This is a genomic window from Mycolicibacterium mageritense (genome assembly GCF_010727475.1).
GTDB lineage: Bacteria > Actinomycetota > Actinomycetes > Mycobacteriales > Mycobacteriaceae > Mycobacterium > Mycobacterium mageritense.
In genome coordinates, this window is record NZ_AP022567.1 from 6,790,174 (window position 1) to 6,804,668 (window position 14,495).

Annotated in this window: 16 protein-coding genes and 1 pseudogene; 6 read left to right on the forward strand and 11 right to left on the reverse strand. The window is 68.4% G+C overall.

Annotated features, from left to right (window positions below; all coding sequences use genetic code 11):
- Positions 1 to 24: 24 nt before the first annotated feature.
- Positions 25 to 792 carry a CPBP family intramembrane glutamic endopeptidase gene (locus tag G6N67_RS32735; protein WP_036439887.1) on the forward strand — a complete coding sequence of 256 codons (768 nt, stop codon included), beginning with the start codon at positions 25 to 27 and terminating at the stop codon, positions 790 to 792.
- On the opposite strand, the gene G6N67_RS32740 is transcribed toward G6N67_RS32735, so the two are convergent.
- Positions 789 to 1,370, reverse strand: a complete 582-nt coding sequence (locus G6N67_RS32740) for a CGNR zinc finger domain-containing protein (protein WP_036439885.1) — start codon at positions 1,368 to 1,370, stop codon at positions 789 to 791. The two genes, G6N67_RS32735 and G6N67_RS32740, sit on opposite strands and share 4 nt — an antisense overlap.
- Before the next feature lie 122 nt (positions 1,371 to 1,492).
- Here G6N67_RS32740 and G6N67_RS32745 point away from each other — a divergent pair, with 122 nt between their 5' ends.
- Positions 1,493 to 2,056 (forward strand): hypothetical protein, encoded by a 564-nt coding sequence (locus G6N67_RS32745; protein ID WP_230021253.1) that lies wholly within the window; start codon positions 1,493 to 1,495, stop codon positions 2,054 to 2,056.
- 3 nt (positions 2,057 to 2,059) lie between these two features.
- Here G6N67_RS32745 and G6N67_RS32750 read toward each other — a convergent pair whose 3' ends face one another.
- Entirely contained in the window at positions 2,060 to 3,073 is a 1,014-nt protein-coding gene (locus G6N67_RS32750) for a zinc-binding alcohol dehydrogenase family protein (RefSeq protein ID WP_110798656.1), read from the reverse strand.
- A 13-nt stretch (positions 3,074 to 3,086) separates the two neighbouring features.
- Entirely contained in the window at positions 3,087 to 3,389 is a 303-nt protein-coding gene (locus tag G6N67_RS32755; protein ID WP_036439883.1) for a GlsB/YeaQ/YmgE family stress response membrane protein, read from the reverse strand.
- 448 nt (positions 3,390 to 3,837) lie between these two features.
- Between G6N67_RS32755 and G6N67_RS32760 the strand changes: the two genes are divergently transcribed.
- Positions 3,838 to 4,095 (forward strand): CDGP domain-containing protein, encoded by a 258-nt coding sequence (locus G6N67_RS32760; RefSeq protein WP_036439881.1) that lies wholly within the window; start codon positions 3,838 to 3,840, stop codon positions 4,093 to 4,095.
- A gap of 16 nt (positions 4,096 to 4,111) precedes the next feature.
- Here G6N67_RS32760 and G6N67_RS32765 read toward each other — a convergent pair whose 3' ends face one another.
- The 3 genes from G6N67_RS32765 to G6N67_RS32775 all read right to left on the reverse strand — a co-directional run bounded on the left by G6N67_RS32765 (position 4,112) and on the right by G6N67_RS32775 (position 7,223).
- Positions 4,112 to 5,128, reverse strand: a complete 1,017-nt coding sequence (locus tag G6N67_RS32765; RefSeq protein WP_163642385.1) for an alanine and proline-rich secreted protein Apa — start codon at positions 5,126 to 5,128, stop codon at positions 4,112 to 4,114.
- A 221-nt stretch (positions 5,129 to 5,349) separates the two neighbouring features.
- Positions 5,350 to 6,432, reverse strand: coding sequence for a sulfate/molybdate ABC transporter ATP-binding protein (locus G6N67_RS32770; protein WP_036439878.1), 1,083 nt, complete (start codon positions 6,430 to 6,432; stop codon positions 5,350 to 5,352).
- Positions 6,429 to 7,223 (reverse strand): ABC transporter permease, encoded by a 795-nt coding sequence (locus tag G6N67_RS32775; protein WP_081812810.1) that lies wholly within the window; start codon positions 7,221 to 7,223, stop codon positions 6,429 to 6,431. The genes G6N67_RS32770 and G6N67_RS32775 overlap by 4 nt, the downstream gene beginning before the upstream one ends.
- A 174-nt stretch (positions 7,224 to 7,397) precedes the next feature.
- On the opposite strand from G6N67_RS32775, the gene G6N67_RS32780 reads away from it, so the two are divergent.
- From G6N67_RS32780 to G6N67_RS32790, 3 genes are all read left to right on the forward strand, one after another.
- Positions 7,398 to 8,072 (forward strand): SDR family oxidoreductase, encoded by a 675-nt coding sequence (locus G6N67_RS32780; RefSeq protein WP_036439874.1) that lies wholly within the window; start codon positions 7,398 to 7,400, stop codon positions 8,070 to 8,072.
- Positions 8,073 to 8,090: 18 nt separating this feature from the next.
- Entirely contained in the window at positions 8,091 to 9,017 is a 927-nt protein-coding gene (locus G6N67_RS32785) for an LLM class F420-dependent oxidoreductase (protein WP_036439871.1), read from the forward strand.
- A gap of 97 nt (positions 9,018 to 9,114) precedes the next feature.
- Positions 9,115 to 10,500, forward strand: a complete 1,386-nt coding sequence (locus tag G6N67_RS32790) for a type II NADH:quinone oxidoreductase Ndh (RefSeq protein WP_036439869.1) — start codon at positions 9,115 to 9,117, stop codon at positions 10,498 to 10,500.
- Here G6N67_RS32790 and G6N67_RS32795 read toward each other — a convergent pair.
- The 5 genes and pseudogenes from G6N67_RS32795 to G6N67_RS32815 all read right to left on the reverse strand — a co-directional run bounded on the left by G6N67_RS32795 (position 10,497) and on the right by G6N67_RS32815 (position 14,495).
- Positions 10,497 to 11,143 (reverse strand): annotated as a pseudogene (locus G6N67_RS32795) (urease accessory protein UreD). The gene G6N67_RS32790 and the pseudogene G6N67_RS32795 overlap by 4 nt on opposite strands.
- The gene (ureG, locus tag G6N67_RS32800; RefSeq protein ID WP_036439867.1) at positions 11,143 to 11,817 is read right to left on the reverse strand and encodes an urease accessory protein UreG; all 675 of its coding nucleotides are present in this window, start codon (positions 11,815 to 11,817) and stop codon (positions 11,143 to 11,145) included. The pseudogene G6N67_RS32795 and the gene ureG overlap by 1 nt, the downstream one beginning before the upstream one ends.
- A 10-nt stretch (positions 11,818 to 11,827) precedes the next feature.
- The gene (locus tag G6N67_RS32805) at positions 11,828 to 12,463 is read right to left on the reverse strand and encodes an urease accessory protein UreF (RefSeq protein WP_036439864.1); all 636 of its coding nucleotides are present in this window, start codon (positions 12,461 to 12,463) and stop codon (positions 11,828 to 11,830) included.
- Positions 12,464 to 14,185 (reverse strand): urease subunit alpha, encoded by a 1,722-nt coding sequence (locus tag G6N67_RS32810; protein ID WP_036440723.1) that lies wholly within the window; start codon positions 14,183 to 14,185, stop codon positions 12,464 to 12,466.
- Positions 14,178 to 14,495, reverse strand: a complete 318-nt coding sequence (locus G6N67_RS32815) for an urease subunit beta (protein WP_036439861.1) — start codon at positions 14,493 to 14,495, stop codon at positions 14,178 to 14,180. The genes G6N67_RS32810 and G6N67_RS32815 overlap by 8 nt, the downstream gene beginning before the upstream one ends.

Consider the following 14,495-nt stretch of genomic DNA (forward strand, 5'->3'; position numbering starts at 1 on the left):
CGGCCTCGTTACACTGGGCAAGTTATGTCTGAGCAGAGCGCCGTGGCCGCGCATCCCCATCATCCGCTGGTGGCCCAGCTCTCGGCACTGCATCATTTCCGGATTTACGCCGACATCGGCATCGTCGTGGTCGTGCTGGCGATCACCAACCTGATCGCACACTTCACCACGCCGTGGGCCAGCATCGCGACCGTGCCGGTGGCCGCCGTGGCCCTGTTGGCCCTGGTGCGTGCGCGCGGGCTGGGTTGGGCTGAACTCGGCCTCGGTCGTGAACATTGGAAGTCCGGTGCCGGTTATGCCCTGGGTGCCGTCGCGCTCGTGGTGTCGGTGATCGCCGTCGGCGCGCTGCTGCCGTGGACCCGGCCGATGTTCATGAACGACAACTACGCGACCATCTCCGGCGCGTTGATCGCGTCTATGGTCATCATCCCGCTGCAGACCGTGATCCCCGAGGAGCTGGCGTTCCGCGGTGTGTTGCACGGTGCGCTGAACCGGGCCTGGGGATTCCGCGGTGTCGCGGCGGCGGGGTCACTGCTGTTCGGTCTGTGGCACATCGCCAGTTCGCTCGGCCTGACCAGCGAAAACGTGGGCTTCACGCGGCTGTTCGGCGGCGGCGTCTTCGGCATGGTTGCCGGCGTGGTGCTGGCCGTCGTCGCCACCGGCATCGCCGGGTTCGTGTTCACCTGGCTACGCCGACGCAGTGGCAGCCTCATCGCGCCGATCGCCCTGCACTGGTCGCTCAACGGGGTCGGAGCGCTGGCGGCCGCGCTGGTCTGGCACCTGTCGACCTAAACCCCGCTCCTGGCCCGCCTGCGAGCACGGAACTCACGATTCTTCATCTTGTTGCCGCAGTCGGCCATGTCACACCAGGTGCCTCCGCGGTTGCGGGACCGGTCGTAGAACGCCCACGCGCACTCGTCGTTCGCGCAGGCCTTGAGCCGCTGCCACGTGCCGTCGCGCTGGGCGTCGCGGATCACCAACAGCAGTTCGACCAGGCGTTCCGGGACGCTGTCGCCCGCGGCCACCAGCCGCACGGCGGCGTCGGGGTCCAGCACCGCCCTGGCGGTACCGCCCGCAGCCACGGCACGCAACGTCGCCAGCGCCCGCTCCGGCGGCGGCGGTCCGCCTGCGTTGCGAATCAGCAGCGCCCGTAACGCTTCTCGCACATCGCGGAGCAACTCGAGGTCCGTGTCCATGAGCCGCGCGCCATCGCTCAGCAGCCCGTTGGAGACAAGCCACGGCACGGCGTCGGCCGGATCGGCAAGCCGGTCGAGGCCGTCAGGCAGCTCGACCGTGTTGACCAGCGCCTGGACGCGCGCGAGCGGCTCCGGAGCGGGTTTGGTTTCGGCATCGCCGAGCCACGGCGTCATGACAGCATTCTACCTCAGCGTGACCATCAAAATAGTTTGACCAGTCACTCATGACCGGCGTAGCGTCGTAGATGGTCACGATGTCCTCGATGGGGATATCAGGAAACTACGAGGTAGCGGCGATGAGTGACAACCGAATTTCCAACGGCGGACGCGAGGAGCAAATCAGAAACGGCGGACGCGAGGAGCAAATCGGTAACGGCGGACGCGAGGAGCAGATCAACTCGGCGAAGGCGCCCGGCGATACCCGCGCCGAGCAGGACCGCACTCCGTCGATCCGAGCCCGCATCGTTGCCCGCGTGCGATCGGCCAAGCTCGACGCCATGCTGGCCGTCGGCGTGCCCGCCCCGGCCGGCAGCGCGTTGGCCGTGCGCGCCGCCAGGTTGACGTCGGTTGCCGAACGTGAGGCCATCGCACGCACGCTGCGCCATGTGGTGCGCGAAGCCGAACGCCAGCAAGACTGCGGGCTGTTGGTGACGGCACGAATTCCGCTGCACCACAAGAACATCGCCGCCGCGGTTGACGTCATCGACAAGATCACCCTGCGGCTGCACGCCCCGCTGCCGGTCAGCGCCCGCGGCATGGCGCGGCTCAACCGAATTTTGACCGACGGATGCGGACCGCTGTACGAACTGGGCCGCGGAGATCTGGCGGGCCGCCTCGGCGCAGCGCTCGCGGAGCTGTGACGGTCACGGCAGCAGGACCGCCGCTCCTGCGATCCGTCCTGCCCCGAGGTCGGCCAACGCCTCATCGGCGCGGTCCATCGGGTAGTGCGGCGTGGTGACCCGGACGCGGTGTTCGGCGACGAACCCCAAGAAATCCCGCGCGTCGGCCCGCGTGTTGGCCGTGACCGAGCGGACCTCGCGCTCCTGAAACAGGTGCCGCTGATAGTTCAGCGTCGGGATGTCGGTCAGGTGGATGCCGGCGATCGCCAGCACGCCACCGCGGTCCAGCGCCTCGAGGGCAGGCAGCACCAGATCGCCGACCGGCGCGAAGAGGATCGCGGCGTCGAGCGGTTCGGGCGGCGGATCGGCGCTGCCCTGCGCCGAGGTCACACCGAGCGCCAATGCCAGCTCGCGGGCCGCGTCCCCACGCGTCATGACGTGCACGCGCGCCCCCTTGGCGAGTGCGACCTGCGCGGTGAGGTGGGCGCTGCCACCGAAACCGTACAGGCCCAACCGCCCGCCTGGCGGCAGGTCGGTGCGCAACAGCGCGCGATAACCGATGATGCCGGCACACAACAACGGCGCGAGTTCTGTGTCGGAATACCCGTCAGGTAACCGATGTGCGAATGCCGCAGGGACCGTGGTGAATTCGGCATAGCCCCCGTCGGCGTCCCAGCCGGTGTAGCGCGATTGGGGGCACAGGTTCTCCCGGCCGCGCTTGCAGTAGCGACAGCTCCCGCAGGTGTGCCGCAGCCAGGCCACGCCAACGCGGTCGCCCACCGAGAATCCCGCGCTGTCCCCGGGCCCCAGCGCGACGACCTCGCCGACCACCTCGTGGCCGGGGATGACGCGCGGCCGGTGTACGGCCAGATCGCCCTCGGCCACATGCAGGTCGGTTCGGCACACGCCACAGGCCCGAACCGCGACAAGCAGTTCGTCGGGCCCCGGCTCCGGCGTGGCGAGCGATACGCGTTCGAGTGGCCGGGTGGCCATCGGCCCGGGCCGCGTCACCTGCCACGCCGTCATCGACGCCGTCATGTCGGACGGCCGATCAGGTGTCTTTGCGCACCAATCCGACGATCCACAACAGGATCACCGATCCCAGGATCGCGGTGAACAGGGTGAACCACCAGCCGCCCGCCGCCGTGTCGAGGAAGAAGCTGAGCAGAAAACCACCGATGAGCGCGCCGACGATGCCGATGACGATGTTCATCAAGATGCCGGATCCGCCACCTTTGACGATCTTCCCGGCAATCCAGCCGGCAATCGCACCGATGATGATGTAGCCGATCCAGCCGACACTGGTCAGTGTCGTCGAACGGGCGAGCAACTCGGTCGCCGCCATTACATCCATTCCAGATCTCCCGCCTGTCGCTGGCTAACCCAGCGGCCCGCTGGGCCTCTCTCAGGTGTACCTCCTGAACGTAACAATTCGGTTGGCTAATTGGGAACGGTCCGTAATCGGCGCCGTGACACATCCCGCTCGAGTTGATGCCGGGCCGCTATATCACGGCAAACTGAAATCACATTGTCGCCACGCCGTTACCTGGCTACCCTTGAGCTCATCTGGCAACACGCTGTGAATACCGGCGGCACGGTGGCCCCGATGCCGCGGGGGTGCTGGAAGGTTGCGATGTGCAGGGACGACGTGCGCGAGGACCGACCGGGTCGAGCCGCCCCGGGCGGATGCGGCCGAACACGCCGGCAATCTCACATTAGCCCCGCTAGCCACTCCAGCCACATCTGTAACAGCGCGTGCTCAGCAAACGTCCAACGTCGCCTTTTGATATGAGGAGGCAGAGATGAAGGCGCTCATCGGACTTGCCATTGGCGCACTCGCGGCAAGCGGAATCGCGCTGGCAGGCGCTCCAGCGGCGAGTGCCGGCTGCCAGGGCGGCTGGACGCCATGGGGCGGCGGCACCACATGCGACGGCCCAATCTCGCAGGACGGCACATTCCAGCGGTGCGTGACCGCCGGAGCCATGGGCTTCGGCGGCACCAACTGCTATCTGATGAACATCAACAACCTGGACGGCAACGTCCCGTACGTCGGCCCCTGACGGCCTTTCCGAACCGTCAGGCCGGGGGCATCATCCCCGGTGGGGCGTCCGTGACCGGAACGGGAACACCGACACCCGGGCGCGCGGGCGGAGGCGGCGGAGCGTTCGGATCAGCCGGCGGCGGTGGCGGAGCGTTCGGGTCCGGCGGCGGCGCCGCGGGCGGCGTCCACGGACGGATCGAGTTGGCAAGGGCGGTCGCGGCGGCCTTGTCGACCGGATGGTTCGCCGAGCCGAGCCAGACGACGAACCAGCGCTCGGGCGCGCGCTGGCCGCGCGGGGTTCCAGGCGGTGTCGGTGCGCCGACGACGCCGGCCCAGATCTGCCCATTCGGCTTGTTGGCGTCGGTGAACTTCACCTCATAGAACGAGGCGGTGCCCGCCATGCCGTTTGCGTTGAGCGGCACCGACTCCTGGTTGACCCGGGTGCCGGGGAACGGCATGAAGAACTCGCCCATGTCGGACGCCAGCCGGACGGCCGCCTTGCTGTTGTCGGCCTCGGCGCCGGCGAACAGCTTGAGGTCGAGCCGGCCCAGCAGCACGCTGGTGTCGTTGGGCGGTTCCGGAGTGCCCTCCGGCGGGATCTTGGTCAGCAGCGCCTGCCCGTACGACAGCTGGGTCGCGTCGGAGACCTTCCATCCCGCGGGCACGACATAGCTGAAGCCACCGGCCGCGTTGTCGACCCGGCCCGGCTCCGGCGCCGGAGGCGGTGCGGGCGCGTTCGGATCCGCGGGCGCGGCAGGCGCACCTGGGGCTGCGGGAGCGCCGGGAGCGGCAGGGGCCGGAGGCGCTGCCGGGGCATTGGGATCCGCGGGAGCCGCCGGGGCGGGTGCCGCAGGCGCAGGCGGAGCGTTCGGATCGGCCGGGGGCGGCGCGGGCAGGAAGGTGTTGCCAGGAGGCGGGGGCGGCGGCTCGGGATCTGCGTGCGCCACCGTGGGCAGCGCGACGGCCACCGCGGTCGCGCCGGTCACCGCGACCAACGCCAGCTTTGTCGACAGGCCCCTGCGTCGATGAGACATCGTGTCCGACTCCTCCATGGGGATGAAACTACCGTGTTACCGCCGTGACGCAAGTGTGAGTTGCTCTTAGAGTGTTTAACTGAGAGATTGCTGAATCACACCGAGTCAATGTTCAGATGCAGTTTCCATATTTGCCAATCCAACGGGGCCCCGCGCGCCACGCCGAGCCGGGCGAAACCCGCTCGGCAACCCCTTGGCGCCGGGAACTCACCGGTTCATCGTCACACCACACAGCCCCGTTACGGCGCCGGGTACACGGCGACCTCTTGCGCCTTGACAGTGAAGTACACCCGCTCGCCCGGCGCCAGTCGGAGCGCACTCGCCGACTCCGCCGTGATGTCGGCCGCCAGCCCGGGCGCACCGTCCGGTTGCTCGTCGGCCCGCACCCGAATCCCCGGACCGCGACCGTCGAGCTCGGCAATGGTGACCGCGACGGTGTTGCGCGGGCTGCCGTGCGGTTCCTGCCGGTACACGGCGACCGCGGCCGGAGCGAAGACCGCGACCGCGGCATCGCCCGCCGAAAGCTCGGCGACAGCCCCGCCATGCCAGGCCTCACCCCACGCCGTCACCAGCGCACCGCGGCCGTCGACAGTCCCGTTGATCAGGTTCAGGCCCGCGAAGCGCGCCCCGAAGCGGCTCTTCGGAGATGCGAGAACCGTTGCGGTAGAGCCGCTTTCGGCGATCCTTCCGGCTTCGAGGATGAGCACCCGATCGGCCAGGGTGACCACATCGAGCACGTCGTGGGTGATCAGCACGGCAGATCGCCCGTCCCGGTTGAGCACACCACGCAAGACCTTGCGCATCGCGGTGGCCACCGCGACGTCGAGGCCGGCCATCGGTTCGTCGAGCAGCAGCACGTCGGGGTCTGCGGCCAGCGCGCGTGCCAGCGCGACCCGCTGCGCCTGTCCCCCGGACAGCTGCCGCGGCATCCGGCCGGCAAGTTCGCGCGCACCGACCTCATCCAGCCAGTGCCGCGCCGCGGCCCGTGCCTCCCGGCGCGCGAGCCGGTGGCGGCTGCGCGGGCCGAACTCGACGTTCGCCGCGACATCCAGGTGGGGAAACAACAGCGGATCCTGCATGAGCAGGCCGACGCGACGCGCGTAGGCGGGCACCGCGAGACCAGCCGCGGTGTCGGTCAGCACCCGGTCACCCGCCTGGACCCGGCCGGCGTCGGGCACCAGCAATCCCGCGATGACGTGCAGGGTCGTCGATTTGCCCGCGCCGTTGGGGCCGAGCACCGCGAGCACCTCGCCGGGCGCAACGTCGAACTCCACGTCGAGCCCGCGCCGCTCGACGACCGCACGTACCGAAAGACCGGTCATCCCCAGCCGCCCGCCCGCAGCCGCCGACTGCCCAACCCGATGACGACCACGGCCGCCACCACGACCAGCAGCACCGAAAGCGCCACGGCGGCGTCGGGGTCGCTTTCCCGCTGCAGATAGATCTCCAGCGGCAGGGTTCGGGTCACGCCCTGCCGAGAGCCCGCGAACGTCAGCGTCGCACCGAACTCACCGAGAGCCCGGGCGAACGCCAGCACCGCGCCCGACAACAGACCGGGCCCCAACAGCGGCAACGTCACCCGCCACCACACGGTGCTCGGACGCGCTCCCAGCGTCGCGGCGACCACCTCGAAATCAGTGCCTGCCGTGCGAGCCGCACCTTCCAGCGAAACCACCAGGAACGGCAAGGACACGAATGTCTGGGCCAGCACCACCGCTGCCGTGGTGAACGCGATCTGCACGCCTGCGGCGTCCAGATAACGCCCCAGCAGCCCCAGCCGACCGAACGCGTACAGCAGCGCGATACCGCCCACGACGGGCGGCAGCACCAACGGCAGCAGGATCAGCGGCCGGGTCAGCCTGACGAATCGACCGTCGCTGCGCGCCAGCACCAGCGCCAGCGGCACGCCCACCAGCACGCACAACGCCGTGCTGGCCGCAGCCGTGCGCAGACTCAACAGCAGTGCCGTGGTCGCCGAATCACTGGTGATCAAGGCCCAGAATCGGGTCCAGTCCACCTTGACCACGACGGCGATCAGCGGCAGGACCACAAATCCCGCGCCGATCGTGGCAGGCAGGAAAATCCAGCGGGGCAACCCAGGCGTGCTGGTCAAGACGTGACACACCGGGCCGTGACGGCGACGGCAGCGTCCCCGATTCGCGTCATCGCACAAACCCTAAGCGAATCCGGCGGCGCGTTGAGTTTCGTCCTATAGCTACTGTCCAGTAACATCGTCCGGTGATCGCCCCCAACCGGTGTGGCGATCCCAGGTACACGGAGGTACATCATGGCGGAGGTGCTGGTCACCGGCGGCGACACCGAGCTCGGCCGGACGATCGCAGCAGGCTACAAGGACGCGGGCCACAACGTGGTCATCGCCGGTGCGCGCCGCGACGACCTGGAGATCGCGGCCAAGGAGCTCGACATCGAGTCGATCGTGTTCGACAACACCGACCCGGCCAGCCTCGAGGACGCCCGCAGCCTGTTCCCGCACCACATCGACACGCTGGTCAACGTGCCCGCACCGCGTTTCGAGGCCAAGGATCCGCGCACCTTCACGCTCGCCGACCAGGCCGCGGCGTGGCGCAACACGCTCGATGCCGCAGTGGTCTCGGCCGCGCTGACCGTCCAGATCGTCGGTGACCACCTTCGGTCCGGCGGAACGATCGTCAACGTGGTTCCCGACAGCCCGCGCGGCGGCAGCGTGGACGCCGCCATCAAGGCGGCACTGGCGGACTGGACCGCCGGCCAGGCCGAGTACTTCGGCACCCGCGGCATCACGGTCAACGCCGTCGCCTCGGGCCGCAGCGCCCAGCCCGGTTACGACGGCCTCGGCACCACGCCGCCGTCGGTGGCCGACGAGTTCGCCCGGCTCGCGGTGTTCTTGAGCACGCACGCCGCGCGGCACATCACCGGACAGATGTTGCACGTCAGTCGCGGTGCCCTCGCCACCCTGGGATAGCGCGCTAGGGTCGGAGAAGTGACAATCCGACTCGGACTCCAGATCCCCAATTTCTCCTACGGCACCGGCGTTTCCGAACTCTTCCCCACTGTCATAGCGCAGGCCCGGGAAGCCGAAGCGGCCGGCTACGACTCGGTCTTCGTGATGGACCACTTCTATCAGCTGCCGGGCCTCGGTACGCCTGACCAGCCGATGTTGGAGGCCTACACCGCGCTGGGCGCACTGGCCACCGCGACGGAAAAGGTACAGCTCGGCACCCTGGTGACGGGCAACACGTACCGGAACCCGACGCTGCTGGCCAAGGCCATCACGACGCTCGACGTCGCCAGTCAGGGCCGCGCGATCCTCGGTATCGGCACCGGCTGGTTCGAACTCGAACACGACAGCCTCGGCTACGAATTCGGCACCTTCACCGACCGGTTCAACAAGCTGGGCGAGGCACTGCAGATCATCCTGCCGATGCTCGCCGGCGAGCGCCCGACCTTCACCGGCAAGTACTACCGCACCGTCGAGGCGATGGCGAATCCGCGCTTCCGCGAACACATTCCGCTCATGATCGGCGGCAGCGGCGAGAAGAAGACCATCCCGTTGGCGGCGCAGCACTTCGACCACCTCAACATCATCGCCAACTTCGACGAACTGCCCCGCAAGCTCGACGTGATCCGGCAGCAGTGCGAGCAGATCGGCCGCGACCCGGCGACGCTGGAGACCAGCATGCTGGTGATCGCGCTGATCGGCGAGCACTACACCGCCGACGCCATCCCACCGGATTTTCAGCAGCGCGCAGTGTTCGGCAGCGCCGAGCAGATCGCCGAGCAACTCAAGACCAAGCTCTTCGACACCGGCGTCGACGGCGTCATCCTGAGTCCGGTGACCATGGGCGGCTACGTGCCCGGTGGAATTACCGCGGTAGCAGATGTCGTGAAACCGCTGATATCCGGGTAAACAGTCCGTGCGGTTACCCATCTCACCGCGCTGGCAGGAATCCTGCCTACTAACCTATCGGTTGTACTGAGTGGTAAAACGTCCGCGAGGAGCAGCAATGAGCCATCCCGGAGCTACGGCATCGGATCGGCATAGAGTCGTCATCATCGGATCCGGGTTCGGTGGATTGAACGCCGCGCAGGCGCTCAAGAAGGCCGATGTCGACATCAAGTTGATCGCCCGTACGACGCATCACCTGTTCCAGCCCCTGCTCTACCAGGTGGCCACCGGCATCATCTCCGAGGGCGAGATCGCCCCGCCCACACGACTCATCCTGCGCAAGCAGCGCAACGCGCAGGTGCTCCTCGGGGACGTGACCCACGTCGACCTGGAGAAGCAGACGGTCGACTCGATCCTGCTCGGCCACACCTACAGCACGCCGTACGACACGCTCATCCTGGCGGCCGGGGCGGGCCAGTCGTACTTCGGCAACGACCATTTCGCGGAATGGGCACCCGGCATGAAGTCGATCGACGATGCGCTTGAGCTGCGTGGACGCATCCTCGGTGCGTTCGAGCAGGCCGAGCGGTCGAGCGATCCGGAGCGGCGCAAGAAGCTGCTGACGTTCGTCGTCGTCGGCGCGGGCCCCACCGGTGTCGAAATGGCAGGCCAGATCCAGGAACTCGCCGACCAGACGCTCAAGGGCAGCTTCCGCCACATCGACCCCACCGAGGCGCATGTCATCCTGCTCGACGCCGCGCCCGCCGTGCTGCCGCCCATGGGCGAGAAGCTCGGCCTCAAGGCCAAGGCCCGGCTGGAGAAGATGGGCGTGGAGATCCAGCTCAACGCCATGGTCACCGATGTCGACCGCAACGGCATCACCGTCAAGGACAAGGACGGCACGCTGCGCCGGATCGAGTCCGCGTGCAAGGTGTGGTCGGCGGGCGTGCAGGCCAGCCCGCTCGGCCGGGATCTGGCCGCCCAGTCCGACACCGAGATCGACCGGGCGGGGCGCGTCAAGGTGAATCCCGATCTGTCCATCCCGGGTCACCCCAATGTGTTCGTGATCGGCGACATGGCGTTCGTCGACGGCGTTCCGGGAATGGCACAGGGAGCGATCCAGGGCGGCAAGTACGTCGCGAACATCATCAAGACCGAGGCAAAGGCACGCGAACACGGCACCATCCCCAAGCCGCGGGCGCCGTTCAAGTACTTCGACAAGGGGTCGATGGCCACCGTGTCGAAGTGGAACGCCGTGGCCAAGGTGGGCAAGTTCGAGTTCAGCGGCTTCTTCGCGTGGCTGGCCTGGTTGGGCCTGCACCTGATCTACCTGGTGGGCTTCAAGACCAAGATCGCCACGTTGCTGTCGTGGGCCGTGACGTTCCTGAGCCGTCAGCGTGGTCAGCTGACCATCACCGAGCAGCAGGCCTACGCCCGCACCAGGATCGAGGAACTCGAAGAGATCGCGGCCTCGGTCCAAGAGACCGAGAAGGCGGCTTCCTAACGCTCCGCAGCCTCAGGCGGCAGCCGGTCACCCTGCCAGGTGGCCAGGCTGCCGCCTACGGCCAGTGGCAGAACCAGCCCCGCACCGTCGAAGGACGTTTGCGGATAACGTAATTCGCTGATGCAGGCCCGCGGGGCGCCCAGCACGTCATCGCCGAGTGCGCCACTGCCCAGTTCGAGACGATGCCGCAGCAGCGGCGCCGCGTCGATGTCGACATGCAGAGCCCCCGACCAGAATCCGTGGCGCTCACCGGATCTGCCGATCTGCACGCGCTCCCGCAGTCGCACCCGCGCAGGACCGGCGAGCCGTAGCCGCGTCGTCGTGCGATGGCCGGAACCACCGGCCACCACTGTCGGCTGAGGATCGAGGTCCAACTCCCCGCCACATCGATCTCCCAACACGCCGTGGAGTCCGGCCTGTGCACGGCAGGCAACGTGACCATGGCGGCCACGGTGCGAATCCGCAGCCGCGCACCGGCTTCCACGATGAGCCGGACCGTCAACCCGTCGCCGCCGAGCGGCGTGGCGGCCGTCGACACCAGGTGCACGGTGTCCGGTTCGGTGCACCGGCCGGTGACCGCGCCGGTGGCCTCGATCCGGGGCATCCGGCCGGGGCACGCGACGACGAGCAGCGACGACTGCATCACACCTGCGCGGCGAGCTGCGCGCGCACCCAACTCAGCACCGGACCGGCCGTGGGATCGTCGGTGAGCGAGATCAGCACGGTGGGCCGCTCCTGGCGGACCTTGGCCGCGTCCCGGCGCATGACATCGAGGTCGGCACCGACCAGCGGCGCCAGGTCGGTCTTGTTGACCACCAACAGATCCGAGAACGTCACGCCGGGGCCGCCCTTGCGGGGTACCTTGTCTCCGCCCGCCACGTCGACGACGAAGATCTGCACGTCGACGAGCCCCGAGGAGAACGTGGCGGTGAGATTGTCCCCGCCGGATTCGACCAGGATCAGATCGAGCCCCGGGGTGGTCTCGATCAGGTCGTCGATCGCGTCGAGATTGGCCGTGATGTCGTCGCGGATCGCGGTGTGCGGGCAGCCGCCGGTCTGCACGGCGGCAATGCGCTCGTCGGGCAGCACCGCGTGCCGACGCAGGAAATCCGCGTCCTCGGTGGTGTAGATGTCGTTGGTCAGCACCGCGAGCGACAGTTCGTCGCGCAACTGCCGGCACAACGCGGCGACCAGTGCGGTCTTTCCCGAACCGACCGGACCGCCGACACCGATGCGCAGCGGTTCACCCGGCTCGCGTACCCGCTTGGGGCGATCAACATGGGTGTGCGGTTCGCCGTCGAGGAAATGAGGTGGCATGGCAGGCCTTTCAGGAGACGAACAACGGTCGCTCGCGTGCGGTGTGCCGCTGGGCCAGCACGTCGAGCAGCGGATCGGACAGGTCGGCCAGCCCGCGGGCGGCCTCGGCGGCCGTGGCGTCGCACAGCCCGGCCAGATCGAAGGTCAGGGCCGCGACGTCACCGGGATCCAAAGCCAGGAGGCGTTGCGCGGCGGTAGCCGAACCCGTCATGGTCTGGTACACGACCGACAACGCGGTCTGCGGTGGATCGAGCCCCGCCACCGCGCCCACCCTGCCGGCCGCGACCGCCAGGTGCGGCCGTCGCCCGAGGAGATCCCAGTCGCGGTCCGGCCATACCCGCCGGGCCAGCCGCGCCAAACCGCGCCCCTGCGCCCGGGATGCCTCGCGTGCCGCGGGAGCCGGTGTGCGGGCATCGGTTTCGGCGTCGGCCGCCGCGGCCGACAGGACACCCGTGTGCACCGCGACCGCGACCGAGCCCGTCACCAGGCCGTGGCTGCGGATGCGCCGGACGAGGTAGGCGCGCAACCCAGCCAGATCGGTGACCAGGCCGCTGGTCACCGCTTCTTCGACTCCCCCGGAGTGCACGTGCCCGCCGGTGGGTAACCGCGAATCGGCCAGGACCAGAAGCGTTGTGAGACCGGTCATCTAGAACAGGAAGTAGCGCTGCGCCATCGGCAGCTCGACGGCCGGCTGCTCCTGCCACACCTCGCCGTCGATGCGCACCGTGAAGGTGTCGGGTTCGACCTCGATGTGGGGCAGCGCGTCGTTGAGTGGCATGTCGGCCTTGCCGATGTGTCGAACGTCCTTGACCGCGACGAGGTTTCGCCGGATGTCGAGACGGTCGGCCAGTCCGTCGTCGATGGCCTGCGGAGCGACGAAATGAACCGACGTGGCAGCGGCCGCGGCGGGTGCCGCACCGAACATCGGCCGGGGCAACACCGGTTGCGGCGTGGGGATCGACGCGTTGGCATCCCCCATGGCGGCCCACGCGACCATGCCGCCCTTGAGCACCGCATGCGGGCGCACGCCGAAGAACGCGGGCTCCCACAGCACCAGGTCGGCGAGCTTACCGACCTCGACCGAACCGATCTCGTCGTCGAGCCCGTGCGCAATCGCCGGGCAGATGGTGTATTTGGCGACGTAGCGGCGCACGCGATGATTGTCGGCAAGGCCGTCGCCCGCCAGCGCACCGCGCCTGCGCTTCATGACGTGCGCGGTCTGCCACGTGCGCAGCACCACCTCGCCGATCCGGCCCATCGCCTGCGCATCGCTGCCGATCATCGAGATCGCGCCGAGGTCGTGTAACAGATCCTCCGCGGCGATCGTCGACGGCCGGATCCGGCTCTCGGCGAATGCCAGATCCTCCGGCACGCTCGGGTTGAGGTGATGGCACACCATGAGCATGTCGAGATGCTCGTCGAGCGTGTTGACGGTGTGCGGTCGCGTAGGGTTGGTCGAGCTCGGCAACACGTTGGCGTGGCTCACGACGGTGATGATGTCGGGCGCATGCCCACCGCCTGCACCCTCGGTGTGGTAGGCGTGAATCGACCGGCCCTTGATGGCAGCCAACGTGTCTTCGACGAAACCGGCCTCGTTGAGCGTATCGGTGTGAATGTTGGCCTGGACGCCTGCGGCGTCGGCGACCGTGAGGCACGCATCGATCGCCGCAGGGGTGGTGCCCCAGTCCTCGTGGAGCTTGAATCCCGCTGCCCCACCGCGCAACTGCTCCCACATCGCCTCGGCGCTGACGGTGTTGCCCTTGCCGAGCAGGGCCACGTTGAGCGGCCAGGAATCCAGCGATTCCAGCATCCGTGCGAGATGCCATGAGCCCGGAGTGACCGTGGTGGCCTTGCTGCCCTCCGCCGGGCCGGTGCCCCCGGCCACGATCGTGGTGATCCCGCCGCCGAGCGCTTCCTCCATGATCTGCGGGCAGATCAGGTGGACGTGACAGTCGATGGCCCCTGCCGTGAGGATGCGGCCGTTGCCCGCGATGATTTCCGTCGACGGGCCGACCACGAGATCGGGATGAACGCCGGACATGATGTCCGGGTTACCGGCCTTGCCGATCGCGGCAATACGGCCGTCACGGATCCCGATGTCGGCCTTGATGATTCCCCAGTGATCGATGATGACCGCGCCCGTGATGACGGTGTCGGGGGCACCGTCGGCACGGGTCGCCCGGGACTGCCCCATCGACTCGCGCAGCACTTTCCCGCCGCCGAACACCGCCTCGTCGCCTGCCAGTCCCGGGCCACCACTGCGATCCTCGGTGATCTCGATGAACAGATCGGTGTCGGCCAACCGGATCCGGTCGCCGGTTGTCGGTCCGAACAGCGCGGCGTAGCGGGCCCGGGACAGTTCACTCATGAGCATCCAATCGGCCGGGCGGGTTGAGGCTGATGCCGTGCACTTCGCGGGCACCTCCCAGCGGCACCAGGGAAACACGCTGGGCCACACCGGGTTCGAATCTGACGGCGGTTCCCGCGGGGATGTCGAGGCGGCGGCCGTGCGCGGCCACGCGGTCGAAGTCCAGCGCCGCGTTGGCCTGGGGCAGGTGCACGTGACTGCCGACCTGAACCGGGCGGTCGCCGGTGTTGACGACATCGAGGACGATCCGATCGGCACCGGCGTTGAGGCCGATATCGCCCTCACCGAACCTGATTTCACCAGGGATCAT

What these genes read in the sequence shown, in the direction of transcription:
- G6N67_RS32735 (WP_036439887.1), top strand. Translation starts at nt 25, where the DNA reads ATGTCTGAGCAGAGCGCCGTGGCCGCGCATCCCCATCATCCGCTGGTG.
- G6N67_RS32740 (WP_036439885.1), bottom strand. Translation starts at nt 1,370, where the DNA reads ATGACGCCGTGGCTCGGCGATGCCGAAACCAAACCCGCTCCGGAGCCG.
- G6N67_RS32745 (WP_230021253.1), top strand. Translation starts at nt 1,493, where the DNA reads ATGAGTGACAACCGAATTTCCAACGGCGGACGCGAGGAGCAAATCAGA.
- G6N67_RS32750 (WP_110798656.1), bottom strand. Translation starts at nt 3,073, where the DNA reads ATGACGGCGTCGATGACGGCGTGGCAGGTGACGCGGCCCGGGCCGATG.
- G6N67_RS32755 (WP_036439883.1), bottom strand. Translation starts at nt 3,389, where the DNA reads ATGGATGTAATGGCGGCGACCGAGTTGCTCGCCCGTTCGACGACACTG.
- G6N67_RS32760 (WP_036439881.1), top strand. Translation starts at nt 3,838, where the DNA reads ATGAAGGCGCTCATCGGACTTGCCATTGGCGCACTCGCGGCAAGCGGA.
- G6N67_RS32765 (WP_163642385.1), bottom strand. Translation starts at nt 5,128, where the DNA reads ATGGAGGAGTCGGACACGATGTCTCATCGACGCAGGGGCCTGTCGACA.
- G6N67_RS32770 (WP_036439878.1), bottom strand. Translation starts at nt 6,432, where the DNA reads ATGACCGGTCTTTCGGTACGTGCGGTCGTCGAGCGGCGCGGGCTCGAC.
- G6N67_RS32780 (WP_036439874.1), top strand. Translation starts at nt 7,398, where the DNA reads ATGGCGGAGGTGCTGGTCACCGGCGGCGACACCGAGCTCGGCCGGACG.
- G6N67_RS32790 (WP_036439869.1), top strand. Translation starts at nt 9,115, where the DNA reads ATGAGCCATCCCGGAGCTACGGCATCGGATCGGCATAGAGTCGTCATC.
- ureG (WP_036439867.1), bottom strand. Translation starts at nt 11,817, where the DNA reads ATGCCACCTCATTTCCTCGACGGCGAACCGCACACCCATGTTGATCGC.
- G6N67_RS32805 (WP_036439864.1), bottom strand. Translation starts at nt 12,463, where the DNA reads ATGACCGGTCTCACAACGCTTCTGGTCCTGGCCGATTCGCGGTTACCC.
- G6N67_RS32810 (WP_036440723.1), bottom strand. Translation starts at nt 14,185, where the DNA reads ATGAGTGAACTGTCCCGGGCCCGCTACGCCGCGCTGTTCGGACCGACA.
- G6N67_RS32815 (WP_036439861.1), bottom strand. Translation starts at nt 14,495, where the DNA reads ATGATCCCTGGTGAAATCAGGTTCGGTGAGGGCGATATCGGCCTCAAC.